Origin of the sequence: Nonomuraea sp. 10N515B (assembly GCF_052245915.1) — a bacterium.
Classification (GTDB): Bacteria; Actinomycetota; Actinomycetes; order Streptosporangiales; family Streptosporangiaceae; genus Nonomuraea.
Genome location: NZ_JBQQBQ010000038.1, coordinates 62,859 through 75,329 on the forward strand (window position 1 = coordinate 62,859; position 12,471 = coordinate 75,329).

General features: G+C 71.4%; 14 protein-coding genes. 11 read left to right on the forward strand and 3 right to left on the reverse strand.

Annotation, left to right across the window (positions count from 1 at the left end; genetic code table 11):
- Positions 1–31 precede the first annotated feature (31 nt).
- Complete coding sequence (locus tag ACTWQA_RS39610; protein WP_327582415.1) at positions 32–307, reverse strand: hypothetical protein; 276 nt, start codon at positions 305–307, stop codon at positions 32–34.
- Positions 308–429: 122 nt separating this feature from the next.
- Between ACTWQA_RS39610 and ACTWQA_RS39615 the strand changes: the two genes are divergently transcribed.
- The gene (locus ACTWQA_RS39615; RefSeq protein WP_443164065.1) at positions 430–1,410 is read left to right on the forward strand and encodes an acetylxylan esterase; all 981 of its coding nucleotides are present in this window, start codon (positions 430–432) and stop codon (positions 1,408–1,410) included.
- Positions 1,411–1,465: 55 nt separating this feature from the next.
- On the opposite strand, the gene ACTWQA_RS39620 is transcribed toward ACTWQA_RS39615, so the two are convergent.
- Positions 1,466–1,753, reverse strand: a complete 288-nt coding sequence (locus ACTWQA_RS39620) for a Fe-S cluster assembly protein HesB (protein ID WP_305920507.1) — start codon at positions 1,751–1,753, stop codon at positions 1,466–1,468.
- A 123-nt stretch (positions 1,754–1,876) separates the two neighbouring features.
- Between ACTWQA_RS39620 and fxlM the strand changes: the two genes are divergently transcribed.
- From fxlM to ACTWQA_RS39660, 8 genes are all read left to right on the forward strand, one after another.
- On the forward strand, positions 1,877–3,013 hold the full coding sequence (fxlM, locus tag ACTWQA_RS39625; RefSeq protein ID WP_443164066.1) for a methyltransferase, FxLD system: 1,137 nt from the start codon (positions 1,877–1,879) through the stop codon (positions 3,011–3,013).
- A gap of 258 nt (positions 3,014–3,271) precedes the next feature.
- Entirely contained in the window at positions 3,272–3,802 is a 531-nt protein-coding gene (locus ACTWQA_RS39630) for a DUF4142 domain-containing protein (protein ID WP_443164067.1), read from the forward strand.
- Entirely contained in the window at positions 3,803–4,012 is a 210-nt protein-coding gene (locus ACTWQA_RS39635; RefSeq protein ID WP_443164068.1) for a hypothetical protein, read from the forward strand.
- A 540-nt stretch (positions 4,013–4,552) separates the two neighbouring features.
- Positions 4,553–5,371 carry a hypothetical protein gene (locus ACTWQA_RS39640; protein ID WP_443164069.1) on the forward strand — a complete coding sequence of 273 codons (819 nt, stop codon included), beginning with the start codon at positions 4,553–4,555 and terminating at the stop codon, positions 5,369–5,371.
- Between the two features lie 70 nt (positions 5,372–5,441).
- Complete coding sequence (locus ACTWQA_RS39645) at positions 5,442–5,708, forward strand: hypothetical protein (RefSeq protein WP_443164070.1); 267 nt, start codon at positions 5,442–5,444, stop codon at positions 5,706–5,708.
- Positions 5,709–5,732: 24 nt separating this feature from the next.
- Positions 5,733–7,133, forward strand: a complete 1,401-nt coding sequence (locus ACTWQA_RS39650) for an FAD-binding oxidoreductase (RefSeq protein WP_443164071.1) — start codon at positions 5,733–5,735, stop codon at positions 7,131–7,133.
- Positions 7,134–7,227: 94 nt separating this feature from the next.
- Positions 7,228–8,814, forward strand: coding sequence for an MFS transporter (locus ACTWQA_RS39655; protein ID WP_443164072.1), 1,587 nt, complete (start codon positions 7,228–7,230; stop codon positions 8,812–8,814).
- A 26-nt stretch (positions 8,815–8,840) separates the two neighbouring features.
- Entirely contained in the window at positions 8,841–9,980 is a 1,140-nt protein-coding gene (locus ACTWQA_RS39660) for an FAD-dependent monooxygenase (protein WP_443164073.1), read from the forward strand.
- Between the two features lie 143 nt (positions 9,981–10,123).
- On the opposite strand, the gene ACTWQA_RS39665 is transcribed toward ACTWQA_RS39660, so the two are convergent.
- Positions 10,124–10,681 (reverse strand): NUDIX domain-containing protein, encoded by a 558-nt coding sequence (locus ACTWQA_RS39665; protein ID WP_305920516.1) that lies wholly within the window; start codon positions 10,679–10,681, stop codon positions 10,124–10,126.
- Between the two features lie 66 nt (positions 10,682–10,747).
- Here ACTWQA_RS39665 and ACTWQA_RS39670 point away from each other — a divergent pair, with 66 nt between their 5' ends.
- Positions 10,748–11,503, forward strand: a complete 756-nt coding sequence (locus ACTWQA_RS39670; protein WP_443164074.1) for a GntR family transcriptional regulator — start codon at positions 10,748–10,750, stop codon at positions 11,501–11,503.
- Positions 11,504–11,547: 44 nt separating this feature from the next.
- Positions 11,548–12,306 (forward strand): deoxyribose-phosphate aldolase, encoded by a 759-nt coding sequence (gene deoC, locus ACTWQA_RS39675; RefSeq protein WP_443164075.1) that lies wholly within the window; start codon positions 11,548–11,550, stop codon positions 12,304–12,306.
- Positions 12,307–12,471 lie beyond the last annotated feature (165 nt).

A 12,471-nucleotide genomic window follows, 5' to 3' on the forward strand; every position in this document is an offset into this window, starting at 1 on the left:
CGGTCGCTCACACGGCCCGGCGTGGCCAGGCCTAGGCGAGGGAGCGGCCCAGGCGGAGCCGGATGTGGTCGCCGTGGCGGGCGGCCTCGCGTACGGTCCACACGCGTTCGTCGACGACCGTGCCCTGGGCCGTCATATAGCCGCCCATCCTGAGCACAGGCCGCCCCGTGTCGTCCCTCAGCAACTGCGCCCGCGACTCGGAGTCGTCGCCGAAGTGCACCAGGAAGTCGTGGGCGCCCGCGGGAGCGTCCAGGATCAGGCCGGGATGGAGGTGGGAGTAGGGGATCTGGACGACGTGTCTGCTCACGTGATCGCCTCTACCCGGGAGCGTCGCTTTCACCGGCAGCCGCGGGAGCTGGAAGGGTGGGATAGCGCTTTCCGCCATGATGGGATGAAATATCACCATCCTTCGATGGAATTGGAGAACCCGTGCCACTGTTCGACTTGCCGCTCGAGGAGCTTCGCGCCTACCTCCCCGACCGCGACGAGCCCGCCGACTTCGACGACTTCTGGTCCCGCACCCTGGCCGAGGCCGGGCAGTACGACCTGGCCGCCGAGTACGTCCCGTACGACCTGCCCTTCGCCGCCGTGGACGTGTACGAGGTGTCGTTCGCCGGCTGGGGCGGGCACCGGATCAACGGCTGGTTCCTGCTGCCGCGCGGCGCCGAGGGTCCGGTGCCGTGCGTGATGCACTACATCGGCTACAGCGGCGGGCGCGGGTTCCCCAAGGACCACCTGTTCTGGCCCGCCGCCGGGTACGCGGTGTTCGTGATGGAGACCCGCGGCCACGGCGGCGGCAACGTGGGCAGCCCGGGCACCACCGGCGACCCGCACGGCAGCGCCAACCCGCAGGCTCCGGGCATGATGACCCGCGGCATCCTCGACCCGGAGGACTACTACTACCGGCGGGTCTTCACCGACGCCGTCCGGGCCGTGGACGCGGCGCTCGCGCACCCGGCGGTCGACGCGAGCCGCATCGTGGTCTCCGGCGGCAGCCAGGGCGGCGGCATCGCCCAGGCCACGGCCGCGCTGCACCCGGCGGTCAAGGCGGCCCTCATCGACGTGCCGTTCCTGACCCACTTCCGGAGGGCGGTCGAGATCACCGGGCGTGACCCGTACCAGGAGCTGGTCAGGTTCCTGGCGACCCGCAGGGACAGCGCCGAGCAGGTGTTCCGCACGCTGTCATACTTCGACGGCCTGAATTTCGCCGCCCGCGGCCGGGTGCCCGCGCTGTACTCGGTCGCGCTGATGGACGACGTGTGCCCACCGTCGACGGTGTTCGCCGGATACAACCACTGGCAGGGCCCCAAGGAGATCACCGTCTGGCCCTGGAACAACCACGAGGGCGGCGGCGGCTTCCAGTCCGAGGAGCAACTGCGTTACCTGCACAAGCTGCTGTCCGGCGGCTGAGCGACCGCCCCCGCCGCGACCTGGCAGGCCGCGGCGGGGGCGCGCCCGGGTGGAGTCAGGCCGTCTGATCGGTGACCAGGAACGACACGCTTCCCTGGTCATCGGCTCCGGCGTCGAGAGACTTGTCCTCCAGTACGGTGGCGGCGACGGGATCCAGGTAGACGCGCGCCCCCTCGGCTTCCACGATCGCATCGGCCGGCTCCGGTGCGGTGGCCAGCGAAAGGGTGAGCGAGCTCGCGCCCTCACCCTGAGACGAGATGCGGATCCCGCTCTGGGCCGTTTCGGGCGCGGACGCGGTCAAATCGCGAATCGCCTGGGCTGCGTTGGCTGTCAGGGTGAGCACTACGGCTCCTCCTCACGGTCGACGGTCAGGAGTTGGCTGCCCTTCCCCCTCAATCGGCTCCCAACCCTTCCTGACTCGTTCTTTACCAACAATTCTCTGTGCTGCAGGCGCGACAATGGGGGCATGGACGTCGCGACGCAGAGGGAAGCCATGGTGGCGCTGCTGCGGGAGCGCCAGGACGTCAGCGAGCCCGTGGCCGCGGCCATGCGGGCCGTGCCGCGCCATCTCTTCGTGCCCGGCGTCGCCCCCGAGGACGCCTACCGCGACGAGCCCATCGTGACCAAACGCGACGACGAGGGCCGGCCGATCAGCTCCTCGTCGCAGCCGGCCATCATGGCCACCATGCTCGACCAGCTTGCCGTGGCCCTCGGGCACCGGGTGCTGGAGATCGGCGCGGGCACCGGCTACAACGCGGCGTTGCTCGCCCGCCTCGTCGGTCCCGAGGGGCGTGTCGTGAGCCTCGACCTCGACGAGGACGTGGTCGCCGGGGCCAGGGAGCACCTGGCGGCCGCGGGGGAGTCCCGGGTGGAGGTGGTGCACGGGGACGGCGCCGCGGGCCACCCCGAGCTGGCCCCGTACGACCGCCTGATCGCCACCGTCGGCGTGTGGGACCTGGCGCCCGCCTGGCTGGCGCAACTGCGCCCGGACGGGCGGCTGGTGGTGCCGCTGGACCTGCGCGGCGTGCAGGTGTCCGTGGCCATGGAGCGCGAGAATGGGCACTGGGTGAGCCGGTCGGTGGCGCCGTGCGGGTTCATGCGGATGCGGGGGCCGTTCGCCGGTCCCGAGGTGATCATCGTGTTGCGGCGGGATCCCGAGCTGATCATGGCGCTCCCCGGGCCGCGCAAGCTCGGTGACGTGGCCGCCGCGCTCGACGCGGTGCCCACCGAGATCACCACCAAGGTCGAGGAGCCCGCACCCATGCCCGTGATCGGCATGGGCATGTCGTTGTGGCTGGCCCTGCACGAGCCGCGCTGGTGCGCGCTCAGCGGTCAGACGGCCACGGGGCCGACGTTCAGCGCGGGCATCGTGGAGGGTGACAGCATCGCCGTGCTGGCGGCCGAGGGGTTCCTGGTCGCCCGCGGCCACGGCGGCGCCGGCGCCAGGCTGGCGGCCGAGCTGGCCGCGCACGTCGCGGCCTGGGACGAGGCGGGCCGCCCGCAGGCGGGAGACCTGCGGGTGACGGCCTACCCGGGGCAGGCGGCCGCCGAGGGGATCGTCATCCGCAAGCAGCACACCACCCTGGAGCTGAGCTTCCGCTGACCGTCCTGCCCCGTGCCGTCGGCCTCCCGCCACGCCTGCACGCTCTCCCGTGAACCCGGCCCATGGCCACCCAGGCGGCCACACGACATGGTCACGGTGCCGTTCGACGAGATCGCCTCCCTCATCGGGCGATCCCTGGCGGCGGGGAAGCGGCCGGCCGGGCGCAGGGCACGCCCGGGCCACAGGAATGCCGGGGTCGTCCACGAGTTGCGGTTACTGTGCGTAGTGGAAAAGTGTCGCCATGTCATAGGACCGCCCATGCGTACACGCCTGACCCTGTTGCTGGCCGCCGCCGCGTTGGCCGGATGCGCCGAGGCGCCGACCAACACCGCGGCCCTGGCGCCGAAGACCGACACGCCGCCGTCCGAACAGGACAGGGCCTGGATGCGGACCATCCACCAGGGCAATGTCGCAGAGATCCAGACGGGGCGGCTGGCGCAGGGCAAGGGCTCCACGAAGCGGATCAAGGCGATCGGCAAAACGCTCGTCCAGGACCACACCGCCTTCGACATCAAGGTCGCCCAGCTCGCCACGCGGCTGGGCGTCCAGCTGCCCAAGTCGATCTCCGCCCCTCAGCGGGAGGAGATCCTCCAGTTGCGGGCCGCCGTCGGTAAGGACTTCGACCAGGAGTTCCTCGCGACCATGACCAACGAGCACATGGCCGCGATCGCGGCCACCAAGATGGAGATCTCCCGCGGATCGTCCCCGGCGGTCGTCGCCCTGGCCAAGGAGGCGGCCCCGACGCTCGAGCGGCACCTGTCCGCGCTGCGCGGCGCCCATGGCGAGTGAGTGTGCAAAAATGTCGGCCAGGTCTACCTCAACGAGCGCACCGGCGAGCCCGAGTGGGTGACCGTGCGCACGGGGTTCCTCGGGAGGAGGCAGACCTTCGTGCCGCTGGCCGGCAGTCACCGCGCGGGCCACGAGATCCAGATTCCCTTCGACCGGGAAGCGGTTCACGCGGCGCCGCACATCGATGTCGACGGGCACTTGAGCGTGTAGCCCGGTCCGCGCCGGGCGATCGATTGCAACGAATCCGGTCTAGTGACGAATCACTATCGATCAGGTAAGAGCCCGGACTTGGGGGAGTGCCGCGGTAGCGGGCGGTAGCCGCCTCCTGCCAGCGCCTCGCCGGTCGCCGAGGGGCCCGTACGAAGGCCGGCGACCTGGTCGCGACCACTGTTCCAGGCACCGGCGCGGACCGCTCCCGGCCGGTCCCTCACGCGTGCCGGAACCGTCCGGACTCTGGATCGGCCACGGCCCGTAACGCCGGATTCACCTGCGGGAAGTCACCCGTTCACGCCGCCACCTGGCCTCGCGGCGAGGGATCCATACCGTATCTGTTAAGTGCCAGTTGACAGAAAACCGCCCGCTGCTCACGATCAGAGCGGCAACATTAAGTGTGAATTTACAGAGATCGAATATGGCCCTCGGGTCAGGAGGTGGCCTCAGATGAGCATCGAGCCAAGGGCGAAGGTGGCCCCCGAGCGAGTGCCGCCTGTCTTAGAAGGCCCGGCACCGGCGGCTCCGGAGCATACGAGCGTGGTCCGGCGCATCTGCGCCAGGGTCGCGCCCGACGGCATGGACATCGGCGTCGGCGAGCTGCCCCCGGGCGGCCTGCAGGTGTGGATCGACACCCCCGCGCCGCCCGCCCCGCCGGAGGCCTGGGTGCTCTACCACCGCATGGCCCGCGAGGTGTCCCTGGTCGGCTGGCACTGCGAGGCCGACCAGAACCGGCTGCTGGTGCTCGGCTGGAGCGCCGCCTGCCTGCACAACCGCGTACGCCTGCTGCAGAGCGGCCTGCGCCGCCTGTCCGACTTCGAGCACACCGCCCAGCGGGCCGTGCAGCTCGAGGGACACAACCCGGACGACCAGCCCGCCGCGCAGGTCGTGGCCGCCACGTGCGCCTCGATCCAGCGCCGGCTGCGCTGGCCCGAGCGGCTGGCCGAGCTCGCCGGGTTCGAGCGCAGCTCAGGACTGCCCCACCTGCAGCTGCTCCTGGCCCAGGTCATCGGCCTTGAGTCGAAACTGGCGACGGCCTGCGACGAGCACCTCGTCATGGCACGGGTGCTCGCGGGCGCCGTCTGCGAGCAGTACGCGCGGCACTCCGACCTGCGCCGCGCACAACGGGACGTGCTGGCCGAGTCACGCCGATGGGTGCACGCCAGCTCCATGATCCGTGGCTCGGCCGCCCGGCCGAGCTCCACCGGCGGCGGCCGCCCCCACATGGGGCTGGCGGAACGCCGGATCGCCGCGAGCGTCATCAACCACGGCGTGCCGGTCGCGCGGGCCACCCCCGCGGCGGTCATCCCACGGGCCGGACATCCCGGCCACGAGGAGGGCCGAGCTCCGGCGCGCTGACACTGACGCCGCTCAACGGAGAGCGGCCGCCCGGAAAACCCCATTCACATCCGGTAGGAGAGCTCCCGTCATGCGAACCCCCCCGCACCTGCCCGGCCGCGCCAGGCACGAGTCCCACGACACCGACACCGTCCGCCCGCGGCGTCACCCCTACGCGCTGCACGAGGTTCCCGCGCAGTCCCCGCCGCGCGCGAGCTCCGCGGGCTCCGGGCCGCTCGACATCCCCGACGCCCTCCCCGACGCCGACATCTTCGTCGAGCAGCGGCTGCTCGGCATCAGGGAGATGTCCAACCAGGCCATCGGCTCCATCGACGACCTGCTCCAGCACACCGCCTAGCCCGTAGAAAGCCTGAGGAGAGACATGCAGGAGCTCACGCGAGTGGAGCTGATGCCTCGTGACGTCGGGGGTCACCAGCCTCGCTCCATTGCGGGCACCGAGGCGCCGCGCACCCTCGACGAGGTCCGCGCCCTGGTACGGAGCGCCACGACGGCCAGGCGCCGCCTCTACCCGATCAGCACCGGCAGGAACTGGGGAATGGGCTCGTCCATGCCGGTCACCGATGACAACGTCGTCGTCGACCTCGGCGGCATGAACCGCATCCGCAGCCTCGACCTGGAGGCCGGGTTCGCCGTCATCGAGCCCGGGGTCACGCAGGCGCAGCTCGCCTCGGTGCTGCGCGACACCCCGTGGATGCTGAACGTCACCAACTCCTGTGCCGACACCTCCGTCGTCGGCAACGCCCTCGACCGCGGCGACGGCACCTTCCGCTCCCGCGTCCACGACGTGGCCGGGCTGGAGGCCGTGCTGGCCGACGGCAGCGTGGTCACCACCGGCGGCCTCGACCCGTCCGGCCGCTACCACGGCCGGGTCGCCGGACCCGACCTGACGTCCGCGTTCGTCCAGCACAACCTGGGCATCGTCACCGCCATGGCGGTCGCGCTGGTGCCGCGTCCCCAGACCGTCGGCCTCGTGCACGGCCGCATCCCGCGCGACCAGGCCGGCGTCGCGCTCGACGCGATGGCCGGCTTCCTGCGCCGCGGCAACCCCGCCGACGGGATGCTGCGCGTGCGCGAGCTGGCGCTCGTCCCGAGCCACGGCGACTGGCTGCTGCCCAAGGGCGCCGACCCCGGCCTGTTCACCATCATGGGGCCGCTGTTCGGCAGCGACGCCGCGGTCGAGCTGGCCGAGGAACTGCTGCGCAAGGCGCTGGTCGAGGTCGAGGGCGCCAAGGCCCTGCGCGTTCTCGACGCCGCCGAGGTGCGGCCCGGCGACCCGCTGTACGCCAGGTCGCTCATGGCGCAGGGCATCCCCACGTGCCTGGGCGTACGCAACGCGCTCGGCGTGAGCTCCTGCGACCAGATCGACGAAGGCCGGATGGGCTTCCTGGCGCTGATGCCGCTGATGCCGACGAACGCGCGCAAGACCGAGCAGATCGTGGCCGCCCTGCAGACGGCCGTGGACGCGCACACCACCGCCCTCATGGTCGAGTGGAATCTCGTCAGCACGCACCTGGCCAACGGCGTCATCCAGATCTTCTTCGAACGCGGCGCGCCGGAGGCTCCCTACCGGGCGCACCAGCTCCGCAACGACGGCAACTGCCTGCTGCGTGGCCACGGCTGCGCGATCTACCGCTCCGACATCGACCACGCCGCGGCCGACGTCTGGTCCGAGACCAGCACCGCCAGCCTCGGCATGCTCCACCGGCTCAAGACCGCGCTCGACCCGGACGGCCTGCTCTCACCTGGCCGGTACGGCGCCTGACTTATTTCGCCATCAACGACATGTCCATCCTCGCCGGTCGCACAGCCGGAGTGTGCCGGCCGGCGGAGACCACGCATAGCTTGGAGGTGACCACGTGCGTTCGTCACCGGCACGGGGGACGAGCACGGCCGGCGTCAGCCGCCGCCACGCGGTGATGCTGCGGCTGGTCGGTGCGGGTGTCATGTTCACGGTGATGGCCGACACCACGGCCACCACCCTGGCGGTCGGGGTGTTGCGTTACACGCCGGCAGGCGCCGGCATGCCCCTCGGCGACCTGGTCTGGCTGACCAGCTCGGCGTTCATCCCGATCGCGGCGCTGCTGGCCACGGCGGGCCGCTGGGCCGACCTGTTCGGCCGCCGCAGGGTGCTGGCGGTCGGGCTGGTGGTGTTCGTGCTGGGCGGCATCGCCACCGTCGCCGTGGAGTCCTGGTCGCTCGTGCTGGCCGCGCGGGCCGTCCAGGGCGCGGGCGCCGCGGCGATGATCCCGGCCAGCCTCGGGCTGCTGCTCGGGGAGCTGCCGGAGTCGCAGCGGCGCGGCGCGATCGCGCTATGGAGCTCCGCCTCGGGACTCGGCTGCCTGCTCATGCAGGCGGGAGGCGGCTGGCTGGCCGCTGCCGTCGGCTGGCGGTCCCTGTTCATCCCGGACGTCGTGATCGGCGTCGCGCTCCTGATCGCCTGCTTCGGGCTGCCCTCGGGCAGGCGCGCCGGCGCCAAGGGCCTGCCGGACGTGCTCGGCGCGTGGCTGCTCGCCGCCGGGATCGCGGTCGTCGTGCTGGCCATCTCCAAGGCCATGGCCTGGGGCATGGACGTGGTGTGGCTGGCGCTCGCCGCCCTCCTCCTGCTGGGCGGGGCGCTCGCGCAGGCCAAGCACCACCGCCTGCCGGCCATCGACCTGGCGCTGTGGCGGCGGCCCAAGTTCGTCTGGGGCTGGCTGGCCACCTGGGGGTTCGGCGCGCTGTCGTACGGGCTGCTGACCGTCCAGCCGCTGTACCTGCTCCACCTCGGCTACCCGATGCTCGAGGTGGCCATGTGGCTGACGCCCACGTCGGTGGCCGTCGTCGTGACGAGCTTCCTGGCCGGAAAGATCGTCAAACGGATCGGCGCGTACGGCCTGATCTACGCGGGCTCCCTGCTCTGCGGCGGCGCCTGCGTGCTCGTGCTCACCCAGGTCGGGCCCACCGTCTGGGGACTGGTCGCGAGCGTCGTGCTCGGGATGGGCGTCGGCGCGCTGGCGCCGGGCACTTCCGTGGCCACCACCCTGGCCGCCCGCCCGCAGCAGTACGCCTCCGCCGTCGGCGCGGCCACCATGGCCCGCATGGTCGGCGGGGCCGTCGGCATCGCCGTCGTATCAGTCGTCATCGACCACCCGTTCGTGGCCGGGCCCTTCGCGGGCCCCTTCGCCGGCCTGGCCGGCGCGCTGGCGATCTGCGTGGCGATCTCGGTCCTCATGGGCGCGCTGGCCCTCACGAAGATCACCCGGCTGCGGCCCGACCCCGGCGACGTCATGATCAAGGTGCCGCGCCGGATGTTGCTGGAGTTGCGGATGACCCTCGCCACCGTCGCGGCGGAGGCGGACGCGTTGCTGCCTGTCGAGACCCGCACACCCCCCATGGACCACATCCCGCGGCCGCGGGCGGCCGAGGCCGGACCGCTCGCCGGGACCCGCGGGAATACGCACTAGTTCGAACCACCGAAAGGGCTCTCGTCATGGCAACCACATCGTGCGACGTAGCCATCGTCGGCGCCGGGCTCGGCGGCTGCTTCCTGGCCTTACTCCTGGGCCGGCGCGGCCGGCGCGTCGTCGTCATCGAGCAGGGACCCTCCATCCCCAGCGCCGGCGCCGACTTCCTCAAACCCCCGGGCCTGCGGGTGCTCGCCCGCCACGGGCTGGCGAACCTCGTCGAACGCCATGGCCTGCGGCGCGACATCATCCGCTACTACCACGACGGCGACCCGATCAGGGAATGCCGCTTCCCCGACGGCGGCTTCCTCATCCGCCCCTACAAGGAGCTCGTCGAGCTCATCTACACGTGCTGCGCGATGGAAGGCGTCGACTTCTGGTTCGACGCCGACATCGCCGACATCGCGGTCGGCGACGACCGGGTCGAGGAGCTCATCCTCTCCGACGGGCGGCGGCTGCGGGCCGACGTCGTCATCGGCGCCGACGGCACCAAGTCCGCCGTACGCCAGGCGCTCGGCATCGAGCAGGTCACGATGCCGTACGAGCGGCTGCTGATGCGGGTGGCCACCGTGCCGCTGACGGCCAGCGTCGCCCGGCTCAACCGGCTGTACTTCAGCTCCGACGGCTGGCTGACCTACCTCTACCCGCTCAACAGGGACCAGGCCAGGGTGTTCGTCGGCCTGCCCCCCGACGACGACAAGGAGATCTTCCAGGACGGCATCCCCGCCCTGATCGACGAGCTCAAGAAGTTCGTCACCGACAGCTCCGACGCCTTCAACGCGCTCCAGCCCGCCAAGTGGCAGCTGATCAAGGTCTCGTCGCTGCGGGTGTCGGCGTACCACAAGGGCAACGCCGCCCTGCTCGGCTCGGCCGCGTTCGCCTGCCACCCGATGACGGGCATGGGCATGAGCTACACGCTGCACGACGCGGAGATCCTCGCCGACGTCATCAGCGCGGCAGGAGGCGACGCGGAACTGCTGGACCGGCTGCTGTACGCCCGGTACGAGCCGCGCAGGCACGCGCACCGGGAGCTGATCGACTACGGCGACTCCCTGGCCGCGACCTTCCGCGACCGGGACGCGTACCTGGCCGCCTTCCGCCCGGACCTGCACATCTACGGCGAAGCGGCCGCGCCGGCCGAGATGCCGGCCTTGCAGCTCACCTGAGCAGGCGCCCCCGCCGCCCGCCATCCCGAACCGGTGAGGTCGTCCAGTGCCCCGCTGAGTGCGGTTGGGCAGCCCGATCCCACAGGCGGCGGGGGCGCCCTTTCACGCCATCGGCTCGCCCAGACAGGTTCCGCCTGTAGCGTCTAGGCCGGCGGCATGTGCAGGAGGAACAGGGTGTACGCGGCCAGGGTGGAGTCGTCAGTGACGAGCCCGTCGCGGATCATGCCTTCGAGCTCGGCCCGCGAGAACCACCGGCGGCGCAGGTCCTGCTCCTCGACCTCCGGCTCGGCCGCACCGTGGGACAGCTCCGAGGCCACGAACACATCGAACCCCTGCGACGACATGCCCGTCGCACAGTTGAGCCGTCCCAGGCGGCGCATCACCCGTGCCGTGATGCCGGTCTCTTCCAGCAGCTCCTGCCGGGCCAGCGACTCGGGGTCGCCCACGGCCAGCCCGGGCAGCGACCCTTGCACGAACTCCCACGACCGCGAGCGCACCGGATATCGGTATTGCTCCACCAGATGGAAGCCGCCGTCCTCAACGGCGATGACCAGCGCGAAGTCGGGCTTGTCCACGTAGGTGTAGATGCCCTCGGAGCCGTCCAGGCGGACGATCCTGTCCTCGCGCAGCCGCATGTACGGCGACGTGTAGGCGACTCTCGTGGAGATCTGGCGGATGGCGTGCTCGAATTCCGGCCTCATGTTCACCTTTCCTCTGGACTGCCGGATTAGTATAGCTGTATAGACAGCTAGCGCTATAGTCGAGGGATGAACGCGACAGGCAAGCGGCCCGAGGACTTCGCACCCCGCTACTTCGTCATCGAACAGGCGCTGCGCGAGCGCGTGGCCGCCGCTCGGCCGGGCGACGCGCTGCCCTCGGAGAGCGAGCTGAGCGAGGAGTTCGCCGTCAGCAGGATGACCGCCCGCGCGGCCGTGCAACGCCTGGTCGCCGACGGCCTGGTGGTCCGTCGTCCCGGCCGGGGCACGTTCGTGGCCCTGCCGCCGAGCAGCCGCCGCGCCGAGAGCCTGGTGCGCTTCAGCGAGGAGATCCGCCGCCGGGGGCAGCGGCCCTCCTCCCGGCTGCTGTCGGCCACCACCCGCGCCGCCACCCCGCAGGAGGCCGACCGGTTGCGGCTGGGCAGACATGGACGGGTCATCGCGGTGGAGCGCGTCCGGCTCGCCGACGACCTGCCGGTCGCTCTCGAAAGGGCGGTGTTCCCGGGCAGCCTGCGCGCGCTGCTCGAGGCTGATCTCGAGCAGGGCTCCCTTCACGCTGCTCTGAACGCGCTCGGCCGCACCCCGGCCCGCGGCCATGCCCGCATCGGCGCCGCCATAGCGGGCGAGCGCGAGGCCGGCCTGCTCGCCCTCGACGCCGGCGCGCCGCTTCTGGTGGAGCACCGCCTGATCCTCGACCAGAACGACGAGCCGCTGGAGCTCACCGACTCCCTGTACGCCGCCGCCCGATACGGCCTCGACGTCGCCTTCACCGTCGAGTCCCCGGGCATGGACGCCGTCCACCCGTGACCCCCTTTCCCCTGCCGGGCCTCCCTTGCGAAGGAGCCATCCTCATGACCTCCATCACCGTCGCCGATGTCGCCAAGATGATCGACCACTCCCTGTTGCGCCCGGAATTGACCGACGACGACGTGCGCGCGGGATGCGCCCTGGCCGTCCGTTACGCCGTCGCCTCGGTCTGCGTGAAACCGTGTGACGTGGCGCTCGCCGCCACGCGACTCGACGGGACGGGCGTGTCGACCGGCACGGTGATCGGCTTCCCACACGGCTCTTCGTCCTCCCGCACCAAGGCCGCCGAGGCCCGTGCCGCCGTGTCCGAGGGCGCCCGCGAGCTGGACATGGTGCTCAACATCGGGCGCCTGCGCGGTGGTGACGACGTGGCCGTGCTCGCCGACATCCGGGCGGTCGTGGAAGCGGCTCCAGGCGCCGTGGTGAAGGTCATCTTCGAGAACGCCTACCTGACCGACGCCGAGAAGATCCGCGCGTGCCACCTGAGCGAGCAGGCCGGCGCCGCCTACGTCAAGACCTCCACCGGTTTCGCCCCCGGCGGCGCCACCCTGGCTGACATCCGCCTCATGCGCGCCAACGTCGCCAAGCGCGTCAAGGTCAAAGCCGCCGGCGGCGTACGCACTCTTGACGTACTGCTGGCGATGACCGCGGCGGGCGCCGTCCGGTTCGGCGCCACCGCTACTGCGGCGATCCTCGACGATCTGACCGGGCGACTCGCGCGCACGGGGACAACGATCCTGCGCGGCGACCTCAATACCGACCGGGAGGCCGACGTGCCGCGATCGCAGGAAGTGGACGAGTAGCCGGCCGTATCCGTGGAAAGACTGATACAGCTGCACGCGATCCCACCACCGGACCGGCTTCCACCGCGTCGCGGCCACCCCCGTCCTCCCTGGGAGACTACGCAAACGGTCCGCCACGGCCACGCCCGCCCGATTTGCCCAAAATACTCAGGTAAATACAGAGAA